26 protein-coding genes and 1 pseudogene are annotated in these 22126 nt (G+C 65.2%); 15 read left to right on the top strand and 12 right to left on the bottom strand.

Annotation, left to right across the window (positions count from 1 at the left end; genetic code table 11):
* Positions 1-2: 2 nt before the first annotated feature.
* A complete protein-coding gene (locus tag H7J93_RS13865; RefSeq protein ID WP_267306840.1) occupies positions 3-161 on the bottom strand; it encodes a hypothetical protein in 159 nt (52 codons plus the stop codon).
* A 44-nt stretch (positions 162-205) separates the two neighbouring features.
* Here H7J93_RS13865 and H7J93_RS13860 point away from each other — a divergent pair, with 44 nt between their 5' ends.
* Positions 206-697 carry a nitroreductase/quinone reductase family protein gene (locus H7J93_RS13860; RefSeq protein ID WP_267306839.1) on the top strand — a complete coding sequence of 164 codons (492 nt, stop codon included), beginning with the start codon at positions 206-208 and terminating at the stop codon, positions 695-697.
* Positions 698-786: 89 nt separating this feature from the next.
* Here H7J93_RS13860 and H7J93_RS13855 read toward each other — a convergent pair whose 3' ends face one another.
* Positions 787-1200: an EthD domain-containing protein gene (locus H7J93_RS13855; protein ID WP_267306838.1), complete on the bottom strand. Its 414-nt coding sequence runs from the start codon at positions 1198-1200 to the stop codon at positions 787-789.
* 10 nt (positions 1201-1210) lie between these two features.
* Positions 1211-2128, bottom strand: coding sequence for a LysR family transcriptional regulator (locus H7J93_RS13850; protein ID WP_267306837.1), 918 nt, complete (start codon positions 2126-2128; stop codon positions 1211-1213).
* Positions 2129-2240: 112 nt separating this feature from the next.
* On the opposite strand from H7J93_RS13850, the gene H7J93_RS13845 reads away from it, so the two are divergent.
* Genes H7J93_RS13845 through H7J93_RS13820 form a run of 6 tightly spaced genes read left to right on the top strand, consistent with a single transcriptional unit; the run spans position 2241 to position 7004 of the window.
* On the top strand, positions 2241-3524 hold the full coding sequence (locus tag H7J93_RS13845; protein WP_267306836.1) for an aromatic ring-hydroxylating oxygenase subunit alpha: 1284 nt from the start codon (positions 2241-2243) through the stop codon (positions 3522-3524).
* On the top strand, positions 3521-3844 hold the full coding sequence (locus H7J93_RS13840) for a hypothetical protein (RefSeq protein WP_267306835.1): 324 nt from the start codon (positions 3521-3523) through the stop codon (positions 3842-3844). The genes H7J93_RS13845 and H7J93_RS13840 overlap by 4 nt, the downstream gene beginning before the upstream one ends.
* Positions 3845-3850: 6 nt before the next feature.
* Positions 3851-4681 (top strand): TauD/TfdA dioxygenase family protein, encoded by an 831-nt coding sequence (locus tag H7J93_RS13835; protein WP_267306834.1) that lies wholly within the window; start codon positions 3851-3853, stop codon positions 4679-4681.
* Entirely contained in the window at positions 4678-5541 is an 864-nt protein-coding gene (locus tag H7J93_RS13830; RefSeq protein ID WP_267306833.1) for a TIGR03619 family F420-dependent LLM class oxidoreductase, read from the top strand. Before H7J93_RS13835 ends, H7J93_RS13830 begins: the two co-directional genes overlap by 4 nt.
* Positions 5538-6137, top strand: coding sequence for a carboxymuconolactone decarboxylase family protein (locus tag H7J93_RS13825; protein ID WP_267306832.1), 600 nt, complete (start codon positions 5538-5540; stop codon positions 6135-6137). The genes H7J93_RS13830 and H7J93_RS13825 overlap by 4 nt, the downstream gene beginning before the upstream one ends.
* 36 nt (positions 6138-6173) lie before the next feature.
* The gene (locus tag H7J93_RS13820; protein WP_267306831.1) at positions 6174-7004 is read left to right on the top strand and encodes an LLM class F420-dependent oxidoreductase; all 831 of its coding nucleotides are present in this window, start codon (positions 6174-6176) and stop codon (positions 7002-7004) included.
* On the opposite strand, the gene H7J93_RS13815 is transcribed toward H7J93_RS13820, so the two are convergent.
* Together H7J93_RS13815 and H7J93_RS13810 are read right to left on the bottom strand one after the other, a co-directional pair.
* Positions 7001-7507, bottom strand: coding sequence for a DUF302 domain-containing protein (locus H7J93_RS13815; protein ID WP_267306830.1), 507 nt, complete (start codon positions 7505-7507; stop codon positions 7001-7003). The genes H7J93_RS13820 and H7J93_RS13815 overlap by 4 nt on opposite strands.
* Entirely contained in the window at positions 7494-8450 is a 957-nt protein-coding gene (locus H7J93_RS13810) for a nitrilase-related carbon-nitrogen hydrolase (protein ID WP_267306829.1), read from the bottom strand. Before H7J93_RS13810 ends, H7J93_RS13815 begins: the two co-directional genes overlap by 14 nt.
* A 214-nt stretch (positions 8451-8664) precedes the next feature.
* Between H7J93_RS13810 and H7J93_RS13805 the strand changes: the two genes are divergently transcribed.
* Together H7J93_RS13805 and H7J93_RS13800 are read left to right on the top strand one after the other, a co-directional pair.
* Positions 8665-9252: an SDR family oxidoreductase gene (locus H7J93_RS13805; RefSeq protein ID WP_267306828.1), complete on the top strand. Its 588-nt coding sequence runs from the start codon at positions 8665-8667 to the stop codon at positions 9250-9252.
* A gap of 3 nt (positions 9253-9255) precedes the next feature.
* Positions 9256-9789, top strand: a complete 534-nt coding sequence (locus H7J93_RS13800; protein WP_267306827.1) for an LOG family protein — start codon at positions 9256-9258, stop codon at positions 9787-9789.
* 10 nt (positions 9790-9799) lie between these two features.
* Here the strand turns inward: H7J93_RS13800 and H7J93_RS13795 are convergent, their stop codons facing one another.
* Positions 9800-10993 (bottom strand): thiolase family protein, encoded by a 1194-nt coding sequence (locus tag H7J93_RS13795; RefSeq protein WP_267306826.1) that lies wholly within the window; start codon positions 10991-10993, stop codon positions 9800-9802.
* Positions 10994-11080: 87 nt separating this feature from the next.
* Here H7J93_RS13795 and H7J93_RS13790 point away from each other — a divergent pair, with 87 nt between their 5' ends.
* Positions 11081-11479, top strand: a complete 399-nt coding sequence (locus H7J93_RS13790) for a Zn-ribbon domain-containing OB-fold protein (RefSeq protein ID WP_267307005.1) — start codon at positions 11081-11083, stop codon at positions 11477-11479.
* 143 nt (positions 11480-11622) lie between these two features.
* Here H7J93_RS13790 and H7J93_RS13785 read toward each other — a convergent pair whose 3' ends face one another.
* From H7J93_RS13785 to H7J93_RS13760, 6 genes are all read right to left on the bottom strand, one after another.
* Positions 11623-12561: a R2-like ligand-binding oxidase gene (locus tag H7J93_RS13785; RefSeq protein WP_267306825.1), complete on the bottom strand. Its 939-nt coding sequence runs from the start codon at positions 12559-12561 to the stop codon at positions 11623-11625.
* 153 nt (positions 12562-12714) lie between these two features.
* Positions 12715-13416, bottom strand: coding sequence for a TVP38/TMEM64 family protein (locus tag H7J93_RS13780; protein ID WP_267306824.1), 702 nt, complete (start codon positions 13414-13416; stop codon positions 12715-12717).
* A 21-nt stretch (positions 13417-13437) separates the two neighbouring features.
* On the bottom strand, positions 13438-14406 hold the full coding sequence (locus H7J93_RS13775; RefSeq protein ID WP_267306823.1) for an LLM class flavin-dependent oxidoreductase: 969 nt from the start codon (positions 14404-14406) through the stop codon (positions 13438-13440).
* A 13-nt stretch (positions 14407-14419) separates the two neighbouring features.
* Complete coding sequence (locus H7J93_RS13770) at positions 14420-15169, bottom strand: SDR family NAD(P)-dependent oxidoreductase (RefSeq protein WP_267306822.1); 750 nt, start codon at positions 15167-15169, stop codon at positions 14420-14422.
* Positions 15166-16413: an alkyl sulfatase dimerization domain-containing protein gene (locus H7J93_RS13765; protein WP_267306821.1), complete on the bottom strand. Its 1248-nt coding sequence runs from the start codon at positions 16411-16413 to the stop codon at positions 15166-15168. The genes H7J93_RS13770 and H7J93_RS13765 overlap by 4 nt, the downstream gene beginning before the upstream one ends.
* A complete protein-coding gene (locus tag H7J93_RS13760; RefSeq protein WP_267306820.1) occupies positions 16414-17676 on the bottom strand; it encodes a sulfotransferase family protein in 1263 nt (420 codons plus the stop codon).
* 237 nt (positions 17677-17913) lie between these two features.
* Here H7J93_RS13760 and H7J93_RS13755 point away from each other — a divergent pair, with 237 nt between their 5' ends.
* The 5 genes and pseudogenes from H7J93_RS13755 (at position 17914) to H7J93_RS29430 (ending at position 22119) form a co-directional block, all read left to right on the top strand.
* Positions 17914-19269 carry an APC family permease gene (locus H7J93_RS13755; RefSeq protein WP_267306819.1) on the top strand — a complete coding sequence of 452 codons (1356 nt, stop codon included), beginning with the start codon at positions 17914-17916 and terminating at the stop codon, positions 19267-19269.
* Positions 19270-19294: 25 nt separating this feature from the next.
* Entirely contained in the window at positions 19295-20167 is an 873-nt protein-coding gene (locus H7J93_RS13750) for an SDR family NAD(P)-dependent oxidoreductase (RefSeq protein ID WP_267306818.1), read from the top strand.
* Complete coding sequence (locus H7J93_RS13745; protein ID WP_267306817.1) at positions 20164-21711, top strand: FAD-binding protein; 1548 nt, start codon at positions 20164-20166, stop codon at positions 21709-21711. The genes H7J93_RS13750 and H7J93_RS13745 overlap by 4 nt, the downstream gene beginning before the upstream one ends.
* A pseudogene (locus H7J93_RS13740) lies at positions 21708-22001 on the top strand (SDR family NAD(P)-dependent oxidoreductase); the annotation flags it as partial. The gene H7J93_RS13745 and the pseudogene H7J93_RS13740, both read left to right, overlap by 4 nt.
* Positions 21952-22119, top strand: coding sequence for a hypothetical protein (locus H7J93_RS29430; protein WP_267307013.1), 168 nt, complete (start codon positions 21952-21954; stop codon positions 22117-22119). The pseudogene H7J93_RS13740 and the gene H7J93_RS29430, both read left to right, overlap by 50 nt.
* The last annotated feature ends 7 nt before the right edge of the window (positions 22120-22126 follow it).

The raw sequence follows: 22126 nt of genomic DNA, 5'->3' as shown, positions 1-22126 counted from the left end.
GGCTAAACCCCGCCGTCGGGGGACAACCGGAAGACGTTGATGGTGCGGACCCCATCGGTTTTCACCGCGTACGACGCGAGGATCGTGCCGACCGCCCGCAGCATCCACGACGGTTCGGCCGTGGGGTCGACCCTCGGGATGCCATTGAGCAAATCGGTCATTGGGGCCATGGTATGTATCGGGAAGGCCATCAGGAAGAGGCGCAATGAGCGACGAATCGGCAGCCGCCATCCGGCAGAAACGCCGCGAATGGGCCGCCCAGCACCGGGACATGTACCTGCGATCGGGCGGCGCGGCGGGCCATGTCGTAGACATCAGCGATGTCGGCGGACATCGCTTCACGACCCATTGCTTGATCAGGGTCAAGGGCCGCAAGTCGGGCAGGACGCAGATCGTTCCGCTGATCTACGGCAACATCGGCGGCGAGATCGTCATCGTCGCGTCCAAGGGTGGCGCGGACCAACACCCCGAGTGGTATCTCAACATCCGCGCCGGCGATCACGTCGACGTACAGGTCGCCACCCAAGCGTTCCGGGCGACATGGCGGGAACCCGAAGGTGAAGAGCGGCATAGGATCTGGGACTACATGGCGCGGGTGTTTCCGCCGTACCTCAACTATCAGAAGGCGACGACGCGACACATCCCGGTGGTGATGCTGACTCCCGTGGAGAACATCGACGTGTTCACCGAGGCCTAGATCCACCCGCGGCGCATCGGTATCAACAAAATGCAGACGTTCACTCGAACTTTCGCTGCATTTCGTCGAAAGCGATGAAAGCCCGATCTTCAATCCTCGTAGACTAGTTCGACGCGCGGCAGCTGCCCCTGCGGCCCCATCGGTGAGTCGTATTCGACTACCGAGCACATCGGGTTGCTGTGGGTGGCGAAGAGTTTCGCCTCATCCGCCATGATGTCGGGCAGCCGTTCGGCGTCGGCGATGATGCGTTGTGAGTTCTCGAAGTCTTCGCGGCTGTTCCACCAGATCTCCATGATGCAGTGGTAGCCCGGATCGATCACCTCGCCCGTCACCGGATTGCGCTCGGGTGTCAGGTAGCGCCGCACGTATCGCACCGCGTTGGGTATCGACGGCGACCGCCCCATCCGCTCCGACAGCCGGGAGTGCTGGTTCTCGTAATAGTCGATGAACTCGTCCATCGTCATGTCCGGACGCTTGCGAAAGAAACAGACTTGCTTGAACATTCACCTCACCTCAGGTTCGTGCGGAGTTCTCGACGATGATCTGGCAGGCGGTCTCGTAGAACGCGGTGATGAGCGTGGAGAACGAGAGCTCGAACGGATAGATCATGTGGACATCCATCGCGTCGAGCTTCCACTCCGGAAGGACGGGGACGATGCTGCCCTCCCGCAGTTCGGTGGTGCAGATGATCTGCGTGGGCATGACGCCGATCCCGAGCCCCTCCAGAATGTACTGTTTGCACACCTGAAAGTTGTTGGCGCGCGCCCGCACCTGCGGCGACAGCTCGTAGCGGCGCTTGAGTCTTGCCACGCTCATCTTGCGTGGCCCGCCGAAGCCGAAGTCGACGAACGGGACGGTGTCCAGCTGTGCGGGATCGGTGATCGGTCCGGGCAGCCGGGCGACGAAGTCCGGTGAGGCGCACAGGAAGAGCTCGAGACTGAACACCTTCCGCGCGATCAACGTCGAATCCTGAAGCGGCCCGGTGCCGAACACCACGTCGAACCCGTCCTTGACCGGGTCGACGAGGTTGTCCACCAACCTGATGTCCAGCCGCGACTGGGGGTAGTGCTGAAGGAATGCCGCGCCGACGCGGGACGCGTAGTCGATACCGAGGAAGATCGGAATCGCGACCCTCAGCTCGCCCTGCGGCTCCGCCCTGCTGCCCTCGACCAGGGCGCGGACGTCGTTGGCCTCCGCCAGGATGTTCACGGCGTGGCTGTAGACCTTCTCGCCGAGGTCGGTGACGGTGAGCTGATGCGTGTTCTTGCGCAGCAGCTTGATGCCGAGATCGGCTTCGAGCTTGGTCAGTTTGCGGCTCACCGTGGACTTGGGCATGCCGAGCAGCGCGGCCGCCTTCGACAGGCTGCGGTTTTCGACGACCTTGCCGAATACCAGCAGGGCGTCGAGATCAAAGGGCAGGTTCTGTTCCATCAGGTGTTCCAAATATGCAACAGGGTGTTGCGGTTCTGCATCTGTTTTCGCCATTTCCGCAGCTGTTAGCGTCGGCCCATCTGTAATCGGGGTCGAGTCTGAGGAGTGCCTCATGAGTCACGACAGCCTGGTGACGAAACCCGAAAGCGGACATTGGACCGATGCCTATCCCGAACTCGGCCGCGGCCCGGTGTCACTTGAGGACTGCGTCTCCGAGGAGTTCTACGAGAAGGAACGCGAGCACGTCTTCCGCAAGACCTGGCTGTATGTCGGGCGGGTCGAGCGGGTGCCGAAGTCGGGCAGCTACTTCACCCGTGAGCTGACGTTCCTCAACACCTCGCTCATCATCGTGCGCGGCAAGGACGGCGTGATCCGCGCCATGCACAACATCTGCCCGCACCGCGGCAACAAGATGCTGTGGGAGGACGATCCGTTCCAGGAGATCGAGGGCCGCGCGCCGCTGCTGTACTGCCGGTTCCACGGCTGGCGCTACAAGCTCGACGGCTCGTTGCACTCGGCCACCCGCAAGGACCTGCTGCTCGACTTCGACGCCGACAGTTGCCGGGTGCCCGCGGTGCAGTGTGAGGTATGGGAGGGGTTCATCTTCGTCAACCTCAACCCGCACAACACCGAGCCGCTGCGGTCATATCTCGGCGAGCTCGCGCACGATCTCGAGGGGTACTTGTTCGAGGGGCCGCACCAGCTCTATCGGTTCAAGGCCGAATTGCAGTGCAACTGGAAGATTTTCGTCGACAGCTTCGCCGAGAGCTACCACGGCCCATATCTGCACGCCTCCTCGTTCGGGGCGGTCACCGCGGAGGCCAGGGAAGCGTTCGACCAACCGAACCCGTTCACCGATGCGCTCGCCTATCAACTCAAGGGTCCCCACCGGATGTTCTCCTTCGCCGGCGAGCCGTCGCGCAAGACGCCGTACTCCAAACCGATCGAATGCGTCTTCGAGGCCAGTGCGGCGGGCCCGTGGAACAAGCGGATCGACCGGGGGCCGATGCCGCCGGGAATCAATCCGACACGATCGGAGAAGTACGGTTTCGACTCGTATCAGTTCTTCCCGAACTTCGTGCTGATCTTCGGCGCGTCGGGGTACACGGTGCACACGCACTGGCCCACCGGTCCGCATTCGCACATCTTCGAGACCGAGGCGTACTACCAGCCGCCGACGACGCATCGCGAACGGTTGGGCCAGGAACTGACCGTGACCTTCCTCAACGACATCATCCTCGAGGACGCCAGCCCGTCCGAAGGCCTGCAGGCAATGCTGAACAGCGGCGTTCTCACCCACTTCACCATGAATGACGAGGAGATCCTGCTGCGCCATCTGCACAAGGTCGTCGGCGACTACGTAGAAGCCGGGGAGAAGGAGAAGGCCGGATCATGAGTTCGCTTCTGCCACCGGAGTTCTCCAAACTCGAGCACCTGGTCGACGAATGGGCCATCGAGGACGGTCACCAGCGCTACGTCAAGCGGGTGAACTCCTCGATGGAGCAGATCCAGGCGTTCTACGACGAGGTCTTCCCGTTCGCCGAGGAAGCGGTCGCGTACATCGACAAGTTCGACTACTCCGAGCCGCTGCCCGAGGATGTCGCGAACCTGCGTAACCTGCTCTACTCGCTCATCACCGTGTCACTGGCGGTGGAACTGTGGAAGCAACCGCGCGTGAAGCATTCGGCCAATACCATCCTGACGAGAGTGAGCTGACTCGTCATGGGAATCACCTCTGCACAACTCGACGTCGTCGACCTCACCCCGCGGATCGGCAGCGAGATCAGAACCGACCTCGACACATTGCTCAGCGGCGCCGAGGCGGCCAACATCCGCGCGATCCTCGAGCAGCGCGGTGTCGTCTTCTTCCGCGGACTCGACATCGCCGACGAACAACAGGTCGCGATCGCCAGAACGCTCGGCGACATTCCCGCGAACGAGGGGGAGAGCGGCATCTACAAAATCTCGCTCGACAAGGACGTCAATCAGCGCGCCGAGTACCTCAAGGGCTCGATGTTCTGGCACTTCGACGGTTCGCTGCAGCCTTACCCGAATCTTGCGACGCTGCTGCGGGCGGTCAAGCTGTCCGAGACGGGCGGCGACACCGAATTCTGCAATACCTATGCGGCGTACGACGATCTCCCGGAATCGGACAAAGAACTCATCGCCGATCTTCGCGTGGTCCACAGCGCCGAGCGGTCGCAGTACTACGTCCGCCCCGAGATGAGCTACGAGGAGATCACGTTCTGGCAGAAGTCGCCGACGAAGTCGTGTCCCATCGTGTGGACACATCGTTCCGGTCGCAAGTCCCTTCTACTCGGCGCGACAGCCGATTACGTGATCGGCATGCCGGTGGAGGAAAGCCGCGCGCTGCTTGCCCGTCTGCGTGACTGGGCGACCCAGCCGCAGTACGTCTACCACCACGAGTGGGAACCCGGGGACCTGCTGATGTGGGACAACACCGGCACGATGCACCGGGTGCTGGAGTATCCCGTCGACAGCGGGCGTCTCATGCACCGCACGATCCTCGCGGGCGAAGAGCCTTTGCAGTGAAGATCGGCATCGCGACGCCGGTGGTCACCAACGTCGGCGGCGCCGCACTGACGTGGGAACGCGACGCCACCATCGAGGACATCGGGCGGATCGCCGAGGCAGCGGATCGGCTGGGTTACTACCACCTGACATGCAGCGAGCACATCGGCATACCCTCGTCCGAGGCCGGCAGGCGCGGCGCACGTTACTGGGATCCGTTGGCCACGTTGGGCTACATCGCGGCGCGCACCGAGCGGATCAGGCTGGCGACCATGACCCTGGTGCTCGGCTACCACCATCCGCTCGCGATCGTAAAGCGTTACGGCACACTGGATCATGTCAGCAAGGGCCGAGTGATCCTCGGCGTCGGCGTCGGATCGCTGCGCGAGGAGTTCGATCTGCTCGGCGCGCCGTTCGAGGACCGCGGGGCGCGCGGTGACGATGCCCTGCGGGCGCTGCGCGCCGCGCTGCCGACCAACGAACCGGTATACGACGGTGAGTTCTACTCCTTCAGCGGTCTCACCATCGATCCCTGTGCGCTGCAGCCACATATGCCGATCTGGGTCGGCGGCCGCACGAAACGGTCACTGCGGCGGGCGCTCACACTCGCGGATGGGTGGTGCCCGTTCGCCGTATCGGCCGACACCGCCGCCGAGTGGCTGAAGGACCGCGACGTTCCGCCGGGCTTCGAGCTGGTCCTACCTCCGGAGAAGCCGTTGGACCCGGTGGGAAATCCCGCAGCGGCGCAGGAGACGTTGGAGAAGATGGCCGCGGCCGGCACCACGACTGTCTTCGCCCATTTCGTGCACCGCTCGTGTGACCACTTCCTCGAACAGATTCATGCGTTGGCCGAGTTGCACGGACTGAACGGAGCGATATGACGCTGCTGCGCCCGCTGGCCGCCGAGGAGTGGGGTGACGACGAATACGCCGCGGTTGGTGCGTTGTTCGGCATACCGGGTGACGACGTGCCGCGGGCCGGTTCCGGAAGCGCCCGTGACCCGGTCAAGTTCGACATCCTGGGTGTGCTGGCCCGCCACCCTGCGATGGCCCGGGAGTTTCTGGCTTACAACGCCTTTCTGCTGCAGCGCGGCGAGTTGCCGCTGCGCCTGCGTGAGCTGGCGATCCTTCGGCTGGCCCAGACTCGACGATCGGCGTTCTTCTGGGGCGAGCATGTCAGAGTCGCGACCGCCGGTGGTCTGTCCGAAGCGGACATCACGCGTCTCACCCAAGGCAACGACGGATTCGACGGCCCAGACCGGCTGGTGCTCGAGGCAACTGACGAACTGCTCGCCGACGGACGTGCCGCACCACAGACCTGGGAACGCCTCGTCGACGAGTTCGGCACACACCAGGCGATGGAACTCATCTTCGTCGTCGGCACCTACGCGATGTTGGCGATGGCCTGCGACACCTGGGCTCTCACGCCACCGCCGGGTAGCGCCAAACTTCCCAATCCGCATCAGACGTCGCCCTAGACTGACGTCGTTCTGCGGCAGACGACGGGAGCCGACATGCGGGTAGGGGTCTTGACGTTCGTGACCGACGAGGGAATCGGCCCCGCCGAACTCGGCGCCGCTGTGGAGGAGCGCGGCATCGAGTCGCTGTTCCTGGCTGAGCACACGCATATCCCCGTCAGGAACGCGAGTCCGTATCCGGCGGGCGGCCCGATACCGCCGAAGTATTACCGCACGCTCGATCCGTTCATCGCGTTGACGGCGGCCGCGGGTGCGACCGAGACGCTGTTGCTCGGTACGTGCATCGCCCTGATTCCGCAGCGTGATCCGATCATCACCGCCAAGGAGGTGGCATCGCTCGATCTGGTGTCGGCGGGCCGATTCATCTTCGGCGTGGGGGTGGGCTGGAACCGTCAGGAAGTCGCGAATCACGGTGTCGATCCAGGTGTACGCGGGCGGGTGGCCGACGAGCGACTCGATGCGATGGCCGCGATCTGGACGCAGGACGAGGCCGAATACCACGGTGAATTCGTCGATTTCGACCCGATCTTCTGTTGGCCCAAGCCGGTGACGAAGCCGTATCCGCCCCTGTACATCGGTGGTGGGGGACCTGCGGTTTATCGACGGATCGCCCGGCTGCACGCCGGTTGGATGGCGATCGCCCCGTCGCCGGACGTGCTCGCCGGGCAACTCGAGGAGCTGCACGCCGTCGCCGGCAACGACGTGCCGGTGACGGTCAGTCAGCTCGGCGCGCAATCGGTGGATTCCTTCGCCGGCTACGCATCTCTCGGCGTCGACCGGGTTGTGGTGGAGCTGCCGACCGAGCCGCGGGACGAGACACTTCGACGGCTGGACCAATTGGCGGCGGACATCGCGAAGCTGGCTTAAGCGGCGGTGACCTTTGCGGCCAGTGCGGCCAGCTTGGCGTCGAGCTCCTGGGCCGCTGCCAGTAGCGGCGGATTGGGTTCGACGACCATGAGCGACGACGGTACGACGTAGGTCAGCGCGCTGGTGTTGTTGTCCTCGTCGGTCAGCAGTAGTTCGACCGGAGCGAAGAGTCCCGCGGTCACGTCGTGACGCAGCATGGTGATCGCGATCAGCGGATTTCCGATGATGAGACGCAGCACCTTTCGGTGGATACCGGTCTTGGTGATCCACCCGCCGTGGTTCAGCGAACCGAACAACATGAAACCACCTGGGCCGACGTGGGATTGCACCTGCTGCTCGTAGGAGTCCCAGCTTGCGAAGCGCTGCCCGATGTCGTCGATCGGCACTGGTTCGTGGCCGACATCGGCGAGTAGGGCCTCGACGAGGTCGTCGTAACTCTTGGTGCTGTCGAAGCGTACGCGGACCCCGTCGAACGGGACTACATGCGGCTCAGATGCGGACATGGTCGGCCTCCTCGATGGTGACGTCGTGTGTGTAAGGTGCGGGGCTGCGGTTGATCATCAGGCTCAGCAGCTCCGGGCGGCCATAGTGCCCGCGGGCGTCCATCTTCGATTTCCGTTGGTCGATCAACGCAAAGTCGAGATCGGCAATCACTTCACCTTCTCCGGAAACCAATGGTTCCGTGAGTAATTCACCCAGCGGCGACACGATCGCGGTGAACGAGCCCGCCGAGATCGGACCGATGGGTCCGCCCGTATCCGCGACGATCTGAGCCCGCTGGTCGGCGTCGAGCCAGCCGGTGGCGTTGACGACGAAGCTTCCCGACTCCAGCGCGTGGTTGCGCACAGCGATCTCGGTCTGATCGGCGAAGATCGGCCCGCCGAACGATCCGGGGAACATCGATGAGTGAATCTGCTCGCCGTCGGCGATCAGCGCGTACCGGAACAGGGGGTGATAGTGCTCCCAGCACGCCAATTGCCCGATTCGTCCGACTGCACTGTCGACCGCGCGCAGGCCGGAGGCGTCGCCTTGGCCCCAGAGAATTTTTTCGTGGTAGGTGGGTGTGAGTTTGCGGCGCCGTTGAAGCAGTGTGCCGTCGGCATCGAACAACAGTTGCGTGTTGTACAGCGTGCCGCCGTCACGCTCGTTGACCCCGATCGACACCACGACACCGGCCGATCTGGCGGCATCGGCGATCGCGTCCGTCGACACAGACGGGATGGTCACGGCCTGGTCGAGCAGGCGTAGGTGTTGAGGCGCGAGTTCGAACGGAGCCTGCAGGTAGGTGAAGTACGGGTAATAGGGCACGATCGCCTCCGGAAAGGTTGCGAACTGCACGCCCTGGTCACCGAGTTCGGCGATCTTGGCGACGACCTTCTCGACGGTGCCCTCCCGGCTGTACAGAACGGGACTGAGTTGTACCGCAGCGGCTTTGACGACGGTCATGGCCTTCACCTTTCCGATGTTCGTTCTTGTCAGGTGCAAGCGAACCGCGTCCGGACGTATTCCTGAGTTTAGTCAGATATACCTAGCTGATCTGCGGCCGCTACTAATGGCCCACCAACACACGGCGGAAATGGCCCGCGCACCCAGGCCAATCGATGGGTAGCGTCGATGGTGCAGCTGGATTTGATCCAGTTTGGACACAGGAGGCGGCGAGATGACCGAACGCATCTATCTGGCAGGCGCCACCGGCGTCATCGGCAGCCGCCTCGTCCCGCTGTTGGTCGCCGCAGGCCACACCGTCGGCGCGATGACGAGAACGCCCGATAAGGCGGAATGGCTGTCATCGCTCGGCGCTGAACCCATCATCTGCGACGTCTTCGATCGCGCAGGCCTCGCTGACGCATTGAAGTCATTCTCACCCGACGTGGTTCTGCATGAGCTGACTGATCTGCCTGATGCATTCGAGGACATCCCGAAGGCTCAGCTGCTCAACGCCCGGATCCGCGTGGAGGGCACACGCAACCTCATCGACGCGATGGACGGTTTGAGCCATGCGCGCATCGTCGCGCAAAGCATCGCGTGGACAACGGATCCCGGCCCGGGTGCCGATGCGGTGACCTACCTCGAAGAGGCTGTGCTCGGGGTGAACGGTGTCGTGCTCCGTTACGGTGCGTTCTATGGTCCGGGTACGTACTACGAAGATGAACTCCCTTCAGCACCAAGGGTGCACATCGACACCGCCGCCGCTCGGACCGTCGAAGCTCTCGGCGCGCCGTCGGGAAGCCTGACCGTCGTCGACTGATCCATGAACGTTTGCATCTTTCTGTCGGCGGCCGATCTCGACCAGCGATACACGCGGCCGGCGCGCGACTTCGCCGAAGGCCTCGGACGGGCCGGCCACACGTTGGTGTGGGGTGGATCCGATACGGGGCTGATGAAGGTCGTCGCTGACGGAGTGCAGGAGACCGGTGGACGGCTCGTCGGGATATCGGTGGAGCTTCTGCGGGATAAGGCGAGAACGAACGCCGACGAGATGGTGTTCGCCTCGGATCTCGCCCAGCGAAAAGCGTTGTTGCTGAGCCATTCCGACGCCGTCGTGGTCATGGTAGGCGGACTGGGGACGCTCGACGAGGCAACCGAGATCCTCGAGCTCCGCAAGCACGGCCTGCATGACAAGCCGGTGGTGCTGCTGAACACGGCCGGCTTCTACGACGGGCTCGTGCTTCAGCTTCACCGGATGGAGGAGGAGGGCTTCCTGCCGGTGCCCCTCGACGACCTGGTTTTCGTAACCGACGAGGCCGCACGCGCGATCGACTTCCTCGAAGAAGTCGTCGGCTAATTCGCAGCTGTCAGCAGGTCAGCACCATGCAGCCCGCGATCGGACCGCCACCTGCGGCGGCGACAGCCACCTCGGGTCGCTTGGCGAGCTGGCGGTCGCCTGCCTGTCCGCGCAGCTGCAGGCATGCCTCGTGCAACAGCCAGTAACCGTGCATGCGTCCCGCGGACAGTTGCCCGCCGTAGGTGTTCAGCGGCAGCTCCCCGTCGAGCGCGATCCGTGTGGCCCCTTCGACGAATGGCCCGGCTTCGCCGTCGTCGCAGAAACCCAGCGCCTCCAGCCACGCGAACGTGAGGAACGTGAAGCCGTCGTAGATTTCGGCCACCTGCACATCGGACGGTGTCAGATCCGTCCGCGACCACATCTCAGCTGCGGCCTCACTCGACGCCATCTTCGGGAAGTCGGGCCGATGGAACCAGCCGTCCGAGCCGTACGCACCGCCGACCGCTTCGACCTTGACCGCGGGATTGGGGCAGTCCGCCGCGTAGTCGGCGTGCGAGACGATCAGCGCGATGGCTCCGTCGATCGGCACATCGCAGTCGAAGAGGCCCAGCGGCGTCGAAATCGGGCGTGAGGTCAGGTAATCGTCCATCGTCATCGGCTCGCGGAACGCCGCACGAGGGTTGAGGCCGGCATTGCGCCTGCTGTTGATGGCCAGCCAGCCCAACTGCTCCCGCGTCGTGCCGTACAGCGCCATGTGACGCTGGCAGTGCATGGCGACCCAGTTCGCCGCCGAGTACGCATGGGCTGCGAGCAGCACGCCGATGTCCTCGAACGGCTTGAGCTTGCGTCGCGTACCGGGTAGTTGCGGTTCAACGGGCGGGTTGGCCAGTGGGCCGAGCAACGGCGAGGCGGGCCCATCGGTCATCGCGCCACCCAGCATCTGTACCGTCCGATAAACCAGCACATGTCGCGCCCGTTTCTCCGCGACGGCGACCAGTGCCGACATGAACGGAGTCAACACGCCGCCGGTGCCGAAGCCGCCCCCGACGTCAGTGGCTTGATTACCAAGGCCCGCAACGACTTCAGAAGGCAAGGTGTCACCGAAGGTTGCAAATCCGTCGATGTCGTCGGCAGTCAGGCCGGCGTCGTCGATCGCGGCCCGCACCGCCTCCATGGTCAGTTCCAGGCCGGGGATCCCAGTCTTTCGGCCGATCCGTGAAATGCCGAGGCCACTGACGATCGTGTCCTTCTCGAAGTAACTCATCGGCACCCATCAATCTATCTTTGTAATGACAGCCGATAGGAATGTACTTTGCTCCCTATGCCCAACGGCGCCCCACCCTCAACGCGGATGCTGCCCGCGCTCGACGACGACAACCGGGCGTTCTGGACGGGGGGAGCCGACGGCGCGCTCAGAATTCCCTTCTGCACCGGATGCAACGTGTGGGTGAGTCCACTGGCCGCTGAATGCCCGGACTGCAATGGCGCGCTCGAAGCGCGTCCGGTGTCCGGCCGCGGCACGGTGTTCACCTATACGGTCAACCATCAGCAGTTCAACCCGGCCGTTCCCGTGCCGTACGTGATCGCGATCGTCGAACTGGACGAGCAGGCCGATCTGCGCATCGCGGCGAACATCGTTGACTGCGAACCTGACTCGGTTCGCATCGGACTTCCCGTCGAGGTGCGCTTCGAACGGCAGAACGTCGGCGACGAAAGCGTGTACGTGCCGGTGTTCGCGCCTGCGGACTGACTAGTCGATGGGCAGCCCCGTAGCGACATTGTCGCTGAAGTTAGGCCCGGGCCGTAGTAGGTGAGCGACAATGTCGCGCGGAGGCTGGCAGCACGGCATATTGCCCCAGCAGGCACCGCCGGCGCCACTGCTGTCGACGTCTGTCAGGCCGAGGCGGCCAACGACTTCCTGTCCTCGTCGGCGAACGTGTCCTCCAACTGCACCGGCGAGTAGTCGACGTCGATCTCGGCCAGGTCCCGCCCGCGCGCGCTGCTGATCGTTCCCAGGCGACGCATTCCCTTGTCAGACGCATACGCCGCGAACTCGTCCATGGTCAGGTTGAACGGAATCTCGTCGTAAAGAGCGAAGGCGTCGTCGTTGTTCTTCAGTGCCAACGGGATGAGTTCATTCATCTGGTTCTCGAACACCGTCCAGTTGGCGTCATCTGCGGCGACGTGGCGCCGGCACGTGAACGTGCCCCAGGCCATGTGACGGCGTTCGTCATCCCCGATGCGTCGCACCAGCTCCTGCATCCCCGGCAGAATGTTGTTGTCCACGCAAATGCGGTGCCACGCATAGTATCCCGTCAACGCCATCATGCCTTCGATGATGTGGTTGTAGGTCGCCGACGCCCGAACTTGAGCCGCGGGCGAGGGGTCGGACGCCAACGCGTTCAGTGACTTCGGCAGCTCTTCGTAGAACATCTGGCGGTATGCGGGCAGGCCGTCCAGATAGTGCTGCAGGTCGTCGGTCATCCCGACGGCGTCGAGCCACATGCGGAACACCTGCGTGTGTTTGGCCTCTTCGAACGCGAACTGCGTCAGATACATCTCGTCGCCGAGACGGCCTTCGGCGCGCATGGCCGCCATGAAGGGCTGGATGTCCTGGGTGACCGCTTCCTCACCGGCGATGAACTGGGCGCACAGTCGAGTGGCCCAGTCCCGTTCAAGCTCCGACAACCCCTCCCAGTCCTCGCGGTCACGCGAGAAGTCGATATCGGCGGGATCCCAGAACTTGGCGTTTCCCCCGGCGAACAGCTTCAGCGGCAAGCTGTCCCAGTTGAGCCCCCCGGCGGCGAGTGAATCAGAGTGGTTCCTGGTCATGGCACGACTCTAGTGTGACTGCGGTCACAGTCAACCAAGTGGTTGGGAGCTATTCGCGACAGGCGCTTGACCAGCGGCGATGTGCCCATCCCATCCGCGCTGCGGTCCGCGACGAACCCCTTCTGAGAACTGACGGAAGGAAATGCGTAAGACCTATTCGGCTTGTGTGCTTCGAGCGTGCGCGCGCCATTTCCGATAGCCGTGATGAGTGGCGAACGCGCCGATGACGGCGGTGATGCACCAGACGGCGACGGCGACGTAGGCCAGCGGTGACGACAGGTCGCCGATCGACGCACCCAGCGCGGTGTAGACGAACGCCCGCGGCACCGATCCGATGAACGCGCCGACGGCCATCTGCCATACCGGAACCCCGAACGCACCGAACGCATAGGAGGCAAGCGCGTCTGAGACACCGGGGATGAACCGCTGCCCGACGACCGCCCACAGCCCCCATCGCTCGATCAGCGCGTCCAGCCGATCGGCCCGATCGGTACCCAGCAGTCCTCGTGCGCTGCCGCGTCCCGCGCGCCGGCCGATCAAGCTGGCGACCACGGCCGTGCCGACCGTCGCGCCCAGCGTCACGAACAACCCCAGCACGGGTCCGAACAGCACGCCGCTGCCCGCTGCCAGGATCGGCCCCGGCACGAACACGGCGCCGAGCAGTGCGGACACCACGATGTAGGCGACGGGTGCGACGGGCCCGGTGGCGGCGACGGCGCCACGCACCGCCTCGACGTCGATGACCCTGGCCACCGCGACGAGGTAGAACAGGCCGAGCAGGAACGCGACGACCACCGCGAGCCGCACGACATGAGGCCAGCGCGGCGCGGGTGGGGGCTCGTCGATTTCGGACATGTCGCCTGCGATTGTGCCCGGCTAGCGCCTTCCCAGGGCGGGCAGCACCTCGTCGGTCAGCAGGTGGACCGATTTCCAAGCCTCGTCGATCGGCATGGCGCCGACGAGCGGGTGCAGAACGATGTGGTCGCCGGGGTTCTCCTTCACGTCGGCGATCAACTCCGCCGGCGACATGAAGCGGTACCGGCCCGCGGCTTTCACGTCGTCGAGTGTCTCGATGGTCTCCGTGCCGTGCATGAATGAGTGCACCTGACCACCGCCCCATCCGGAGTAGACGCTCGCTTCCCAGAGGTAGTGCTCGCCGAGTTCCGCCCAGGCCCGATCCGGATCCTCGTGCAGGAAGACCATGCCGCGACTGCGCGGTGGCGGCATCACCACGATCGGTCGGTGTCCGGCCTCTTTGCACAATTCCCTGTAGTAGTCGGCGAGTTCGGGGAGATGGCTGGGCAGGTTCAGCGGCAGGCCGTAGCGGGCGGCCCGCCGCGCGGTGGCGCGAACGCTACCGCCGACGAACACCGTCGGGTGCGGACGGGTCAGCGGGCCGGGAGTGAAGTCCGGCGATGACCACAGCGACATCAGCGTTTCGAGGAGTTCGTCCATCAGGCGGCCACGGTCTTCGAAAGGCGTTCCGAACATTTCGTATTCGACGGGGCGGTATCCCAGCCCGAGCGTGACGATCAGCCGTCCGTTGCCGATCGTGTCGGCCAGCGCGATGTCCTCGGCCAGCCGCGCTGGGTGCCAGAGCGGGCCCATCGCGCAGTCGACGCTGGCGACGACGCGTTCGGTGCGGGAAAGCAGGACCGCGGCGGTCATGATCGGGTTGCAGCTCCAGCCGTGTCCGCTCTGATGGTGCTCGTCGAAGCTGACGGCGCTCACACCGCGCGATTCCGACCAGGCGCTGAGCTCCATGGCCGCCTGTATACGGTCCCGACGGGCGGCCGGGTCATCCTGCGGTGCAGCGAAATTGAACCGCAGGATGGCCATCGTCATGGGTGTCCCTCGTTCACTGGCTGGTGGACCCGCCGTCGACGATGAACAGTGAGCCGCTGGTATAGGAACTCTGCTCGGTACACAGAAAGGCGATCGTCGACGCGATCTCGGCGGCAGTGCCCAAGCGGCCGAGAGGAATTCGGGAGAGCTCGGCGTCGATGATCTCGGGCACCGTCTGCGCCAGCTCGGTCATGGGGGTGTCGATCACGCCGGGTACCACCGCGTTGACGCGGATGCCCCGCGGCGCCCACTTCACCGCGAGATTGTGCGTGAGGCTCGCGATACCGGCCTTGGCCGCACCGTATCCGGGCACCATCGTGACCGCCCGCAGCGCCGACAACGATGACAGGAAGACGACGCTGGCGCCGCCCTGGGCCGTCGACGCCGCCAGCGCCTTGCGAAGCCCGACGGTCAAGCGGTACGGCGCGGTGAGGTTGAGGGCCACCGACGCCTCGAAGCCGTCGGGCTCGGCTTCGTTGAGCCCGCCGGGGAAGTTCGCGCCGGCGTTGTTCACCAGCACGTCGAGTGTGCTTGTGGTGGAGACGAGTTCGTCGATCGAGTTCGTGTCGGTGAGGACGAGTTGGCGATACGTCAGCCCCGCCAGATCGGTGTCGTAGTCGTCGGGGCTCGGCTTCGTGCCGGTGACTGTGACGCTGGCGCCGGCGTCGCGGAAGAGCGTGGCGGTCGCGTGCCCGATGCCACTGGTTCCGCCGGTGACCAGCGCCGCGGTGCCGGTGAAGTCGAACGTCGCGCGCGCGGTCATGAGTACTCTCCGATTTTCTTGGTCAGCCAGGCGGATTCCCAGAAGTTGGTGCTGGCGGCGAGCAGCTGCTGGTGTGCGGACTTGAGCACGGTTCGTGCCGCGGTGTGGTCCGGGTCGGCGTGGACGACCGCTTCGGCGAGATGGATCGCGTGCACGGGACGGTTCTCCGCGAGATGTGTCTCGGCGCGTTCCACGATCCGGTCCACACCAGCCAGGTCGACGAAGTCAGCGTTCAACTCGTCGGGGCCGACGGCGTAGAGCTCTGTGGTCGAGCGGTGGTGGAACCAGCCTGAGTAGTTCTCCCAGATGGCCCGCACATCCCAGGACACCTTGCCGTAGCCCTGACCGACCTCGAGCTCGGCGGGCAGGGTGATCTCACGCATCAACGTGAAAACATCCTTTCCCGCGTTCATCCCTTCCACGGTCCGGTCGTGCAGGTAGGCGATCGCGTCACGCAGTCGGGTCAACTCGCCGTGGATGCGATCGGCGCCGCGGATCGGGTCGAAGTGCCCGGTGATGAGGACTTCGGGTCGCAGATCGCGGACCCGCTCGATCGAGGCGATGGTCGTCAGCGCATCGCGGTACCGGTCGCCGCGCATGGTCACGAAGTTCGGGATGTGGCCGAAGACCGGCCCGAAGGTGTTGCCGCACAGGCACACCTGCTCTTCGGGAAGCGACACGACCATCGAGTCGGTCGTCTCGCCGCCGGGGGTGGCCAGCAGTTCGATGGTGCGACCGCCCAAGGTCAACACGAGGGAGTCGTCCACCTCGATGTCGGCGGTGGGGGCCGCCTGGGCCGGGAGCCGTTTTCCGAACCGCTTCTGGATCGCAGCGATGCCGTGCGCGAGTTTGTCGGAGAATGCGAATGCGCTGTTGTTGGCGCGATAGCTCAGCAGTCGCTCGTTGTCGTCGCGCCAATGCCGCCAGTTGGCCTGCGCCACCACTTGGGTCTGTGGATCGCGCAGGGTGTCGAGGCCGCCGACGTGGTCGTAGTGGCCCTGCGTGACGATGATGTACCGGATGGGGGAGGAGTCGACGGCGTCGAAATTAGCGCGGTGGACCGGGCTTTCGAACCCCATACCGGTGTTGACGACGATGCGGCCATCGGTGGTCGTCAGCAGATAGGCGTTCGAGAGTCCCGGCGAGCACCAGACGCCGGGAGCGACTTCCTCGGCCCGTTCGGCGGCCGCCGGGGCGAGCGCGTCGGCGTCAGGACGGCTCCGGTAGATCGGCTCCTCGCTCACCTAGTGTCCTTCGGGTCGCACATCGAATCGTTCGAAATAGAAGGCGAATTGCGAGCGTAGTTCGTCGGGCGACACCCCGAAGTGCCTTTCCAGCTCATAGCGCACCGCGCCGTGCTTACCGCGCGGATTGCTGTCCAGGTATGCCTGGAAAGCCCTGCGGACCTTGCCGGTCAGCTCGACGCCGGCGCGCGCGTAGAGGTCGTCGAGCAGGTCGAGTTCGTGACCGTTGAGATGGTGGAAGCCGATGTCCACGCTGCGTTCCTCCGGCACCAAGCTGCGGTTCCGCACGCAGCCACGCAGGAGCCGCTCGACACGATCGGCCCAGTAGTCCAGCAGCCACTGGGGTTCGATGCTGCGGCGCCGCAGCCGATCCGAGTAGGCCATCATCGTGATCGCGGACTGGATGACGGCGACGGGATCGCGGTGGGTGAAGGCCACGGTGGCGTCCGGGAACGTCGTCATCAGCGGGCCGAGCTGCTCGCAGTGCTGCGGCGATTTCAGCACCCACGTGCGGGGACCGCGCAGGAACGTCAACGCCTGCAGCACCTTCTTCAGATACCCGTAGTGTCGCGTCTGGTCGAGGCCGAGGTAGAAGTCCCGCCAGCCGGGCACGCGGGCGTGCCATTCCAGCACGTAGGCGGCGAAGTCCAGGTCGAGGATCTCGACCTCTTCTTCGATCGCCTCCGGGAACCGGTCGTGCATCGCGGCGGTCGCCGGGGCGCTGACCATCATCGCGTCGTGTTCGTTCTTTGCGCGGGTGTACCGCGGATCGACTCCGTGGACGTCGGGCCCCTGCCCTGGAATCGGCAGCGGCTCTTGGCTTTCCCAATACGGCAGGGCGCGGCGACGTGGATCCGCGGCGAGCAGGTTGACCAGATGTGTCGTGCCCGAGCGGGGCATCCCGACCACGATGAAGGGTTTCTCGATGGGGATCGACTCGATCTCGGGGTAGCGCTTGAGCAGTTCGGTCAGGGACAACCTGTTGCGCAGGAGTCGCACCATCCGTTGCCGCAGAGTCCCTCGGATCAGTTGGGTCAGCCCGTCGTCACCCTCGATCGCGTCGGCGTAGGCGGCGACGCGATCCCAGAATCCTTCATCGGCCGCGAAGTCGTCGACACCGGCTTCGGCGATGGCCTCCTCGACCATGGGCTCGATCGCGAGGTCGATCGTCCGGCGCTCGGTGTGTTCGAGAATCTGCCGCTGAACCTCGGTCAGTTGCGGAGCGGTCAGATCGTCGAATCTGAGCTCGCCATTGCTGCCCATCGCCGTTCCTCGGTGATTACGCGGTTCGAAAATTCGACATAGCGTTCGATATTGTCACGCTGAACGTCGACGTCGGTCGGCGATTGCTGGCCGCCCCGCGTGTCACCGCGGGTTTGCGTCTGCCGCCGGTGGTCCGTTGAGGCTTGCGACGAGCGAATACTCGACTCTTGGACCCGAATGCAGCCGTTTTCGCCGTTTGATCTCTGGGTAGAACACCGGTGGGCGAAGGAGTGGCAGATGACGTCGACGGCACAGGCGCGCGCCGGTGAAGGCGACGCGGGCACCGAGGGCAAACTCAAGCGACACATCACCGGACCGCTGCTGTTCATGTTCATTCTCGGCGATGTCCTTGGCGCGGGCATCTACGCGTTGATGGGTGTGTTGGCCGGGGATGTCGGCGGGATGCTGTGGGCGCCGTTGCTGGTGGCACTGCTGCTTGCCCTGCTCACGGCGGGCTCCTACGCCGAACTCGTCACCAAATACCCCAAGGCGGGCGGCGCCGCTGTCTTCGCCGAGCGTGCGTACCGACAGCCTGTGCTGTCGTTTCTGGTCGGCTTCTGCATGCTCGCTGCGGGGATCACAAGCGCGGCCGGGCTCGCCCTGGCGTTCGCGGGCGACTACCTCGCTACGTTCATCGACATTCCGGCGGTGCCCGCCGCCGTCGCGTTCCTGGCGCTCGTCGCATGCCTCAACGCGCGCGGGATCAGCGAATCGGTCAAGAGCAACGTCGTGATGACGGTCATCGAGCTGACCGGGTTGCTCATCGTCATCATCGCGGTATCGGTCATGGTCGGCGGCGGTCGCGGCGGCCTCGGTCGCACGCTGGAACTGCCTGACGGCGCGACCCCCGCGCTGGCGATCCTGGCCGGCGCGATCGTCGCGTATTACTCGTTCGTCGGTTTCGAGACGTCGGCCAATGTCGCCGAGGAGATCCGCAATCCGAGCAAGGTGTATCCGACAGCGCTCTTCGGCGCGCTCATCACCGCGGGTGTCCTCTACGCGTTGGTGGGGCTCGCAAGTGCCATCGCGCTGCCGGCGAGCGAGCTGTCGGAATCGTCGGGCCCGCTGCTGGCCGTCGTCTCCGCGGCCGGCGTCGGCGTCCCGGACTGGTTGTTCAGCGCCATCGCGCTCGTCGCCGTCGCCAACGGCGCACTGCTGACCATGATCATGTCGAGTCGCCTCGCCTACGGAATGGCCGAGCACGGTCTGCTTCCGGGGGTGCTCAGTCACGTGCTGCCGCAGCGGCGGACGCCGTGGGTGGCGATCGTGGCCACGACGGCGGTGGCCATGCTGCTGACGTTGGTGGGCGATCTGTCGACGCTTGCGGAGACCGTCGTCCTGCTACTGCTGATCGTTTTCATCTCGACCAACATCGCCGTGCTGGTGCTGCGCCGCGACACCGTCGAGCATCCCCACTTCCGGGTGTGGACCGCGGTGCCGGTGCTCGGCGTGGCGTCCTGTGTACTGCTGCTCACCCAGCAGGCGGCCGAAGTCTGGCTGTTCGCGGCCATCCTGTTGGCGGTGGGCGCGGTGCTTTACTTTTCGGCGCGCGCGGCAACGCGCCGCACCGCCGCAAAGTCGCCCGCCGACTAGGCGAGAGCGGCTAGTGTCCGTCGCCATGACCGGTGGCGGGGAAGGGCTGTCCGACCCGGTGGGTGTACCGCCGATTGATGACTGGAACCGGCTCCTCGACGGTCGGGTCGCCGTGGTGACCGGCGGCGGCGACGGCATCGGGGCAGGCATTGCCCGGCTGTTCGCCCAACATGGGGCGCTCGTCGAGGTCGCCGAGGTCGATCAGGGACGTGCCGACCGCATCCACGAGGACGTGACCAGCGCCGGCGGCTCGATCCGGTGCCATGTCGTCGACGTCACGGCCGACGCCGATGTCGCGCGACTGGCCGACGCGGTGCTCACCGAACACGGACGGGTCGACGTGGTGGTCAACAACGTCGGCGACTATCGGCCCCTGGTGCCGTTCCACCATTCGACGCCGGAGTCATGGCAGCAGCAGTACGACATCAACCTGCGCCACGTCTTCGCGGTCACGCGGGCGTTCGTTCCGTCGATGATCGACGCGCATCGCGGCAGCATCGTCACCGTGCATTCGGTGGAGGGCATGCGCGGCTACCCCAAGGACCCGGTGTACGGCGCGATGAAGGCGGCCGCGGCGCACTTCACCACCTGCTTGGCCGTGGATCTGGGTCGACATGGGATCCGGGTCAATGGCATCGGCGCCGACCTCGCACAGACGCCACAGGTCGACTACCTGACCGGTTACGAGGACGTCGAGCAGCTGTGGGCATCGTGGGCGCCGGTGGGCCGGGTGGGGTGGCCGGAGGATCAGGCGCGCGTCGCTCTGTTTCTGGCATCGGATCAGTCGGCCTTCGTCACCGGTCACAACATTCCCGTCGACGGCGGCACCAAAGCCGGTGGCGGATGGCTGTTCTCGCCACGTGAGGGCCGCTTCGTCAACAGATCGAGGAACCTGTGACCACTGCTGATGAGACAGTCGACGTCCTGGTCGCCGGCAGCGCCGGCGCGCTGGCAGGCGCGTACACCGCTGCCCGCGAAGGGCTTTCGGTGGCGATCGTCGAGGCGACCGACCAGTTCGGCGGTACGTTCGCCTACTCCGGCGGCGGCGGAATGTGGTATCCCTGCAACCCTGTCCTGGTCCGGGCGGGGGCCGACGACACGATCGAAGACGCGCTGCGCTACTACCGCAGCGTGGTGGGGGACCGCACTTCGGCCGAGTTGCAGGAGACGTACGTGCGCGGCGGCGCGCGGCTGATCGAATACCTCGAGGCCGACGAACACTTCGCGTTCAAGATCCTGCCCTGGCCGGACTACTACAGCTCAATTCCTGGTGCGCGCAACGACGGTATGCGCCATACCGTTTGCAAGTCGGTACCCGACGAGCGGCTCGGACGCTTCCGGGGGAAGGTCCGCGGCCCGCTGGACCATGAACGCCTCGGTGCGCCGCAACCCGACCTGCTCACCGGTGGACGCGCTGTCGTGGGCCGCTTTCTCTGGGCGATGGCCGACAACCCTGACGTCGCCGCCTACCTGAACACCAGCCTTGTCGAGTTGACCGTCGACGGTGGTCGCGTCACCGGTGGGGTGGTCGAGTGCGACGGTGAGCGGCGAACGATCAGGGCGCGGCGCGGGGTGCTGCTGGCCGCGGGCGGATTCGAGCAGAACGCGCGGATGCGCACCGAATACGGTGTTCCGGGAACGGTATCGGGCACCATGGGGTCGCCTGGCAACACCGGCCTGGCGCACAAGGCCGCGATCGCCGCCGGCGCGAGCACCGACCTGATGGACCAGGCGTGGTGGTCACCGGGGCTGATACATCCCGACGGCCGTGCGGTTTTCGCGTTGTGCTTCACCGGCGGCATTTTCGTCGACAAGGCGGGCAGGCGTTTCGTCAACGAATCGGCGGCCTACGACCGACTGGGACGGAAGATCTTGGCCGCGATGCAAGCAGGCACCCTCGGTACGCCGTACTGGATGGTCTATGACAGTCGCTCCGGTGAACAACCGCCGGTGATGGCGACCAACGTCTCCTTCTCGCCGACGAGTGAATACGAGTCCGCCGGGCTATGGGTACACGCCGACACCTTGGAAGAACTGGCTCACAAGATCGACGTGCCCGCAGCGAATCTCGTCGAAACCGTGCGCCGGTTCAACGAACTCGCGACACGCGGCGATGACGAGGATTTCGGTCGCGGCCGGGAGTCGTTCGACCGGGCGTTCACCGGCGGGGCGTCACCGCTGGTGCCCATCGACACGCCGCCGTTCCGCGCCGCGGCGTTCGGCACGTCGGATCTGGGTACCAAGGGCGGGCTGCGGACCGACGTCGATGCGCGGGTGCTGGACACCGAGGGCCGACCGATCCCCGGCTTGTACGCGGCCGGGAACACCATGGCCGCGGTGTCCGGGGAGACGTATCCCGGCGGCGGTAACCCGATCGGCGCGTCGCTGTTGTTCAGCCACCGCGCCGCGCTGCACATGGCGCGGCAGGAGTCAGGCGAATGACGGGCGTATTGGACGGCAAGACTGCCGTGGTCACCGGGACCAGTCGCGGTGTCGGGGGCGGTATCGCTCATGAACTGCTGCGCGCCGGTGCGACAGTGGTCGGATGTTCGCGGTCGGAGTTGGATGCGATACCGGGCACTTCCGACAATCCGGAGTGGGCGTCGCGTTCTGCCCAATTGGTCTGCGATCAAGGCGATCACCAGTCGATCGACGCGTTCATCAACCGGGGCGTGGATGCTCATGGCCGGCTCGACATCTTGGTCAACAACGCCGGCGGGACCGTCCCGGCGGTTCCTGGCCTCGGGGGCGGCGGACTTCGTCAACGGCACGACGATCGAAGCCGACGTAGGCATGCTGCCCGGTGTCCTCTACGACGCCGTCCTCAAGACGATCACCGATTTGTTGTAGTGGAGAC

This window comes from Mycobacterium barrassiae (assembly GCF_025822765.1).
GTDB lineage: Bacteria > Actinomycetota > Actinomycetes > Mycobacteriales > Mycobacteriaceae > Mycobacterium > Mycobacterium barrassiae.
This window is presented reverse-complemented; position numbering and strand designations above follow the sequence as displayed.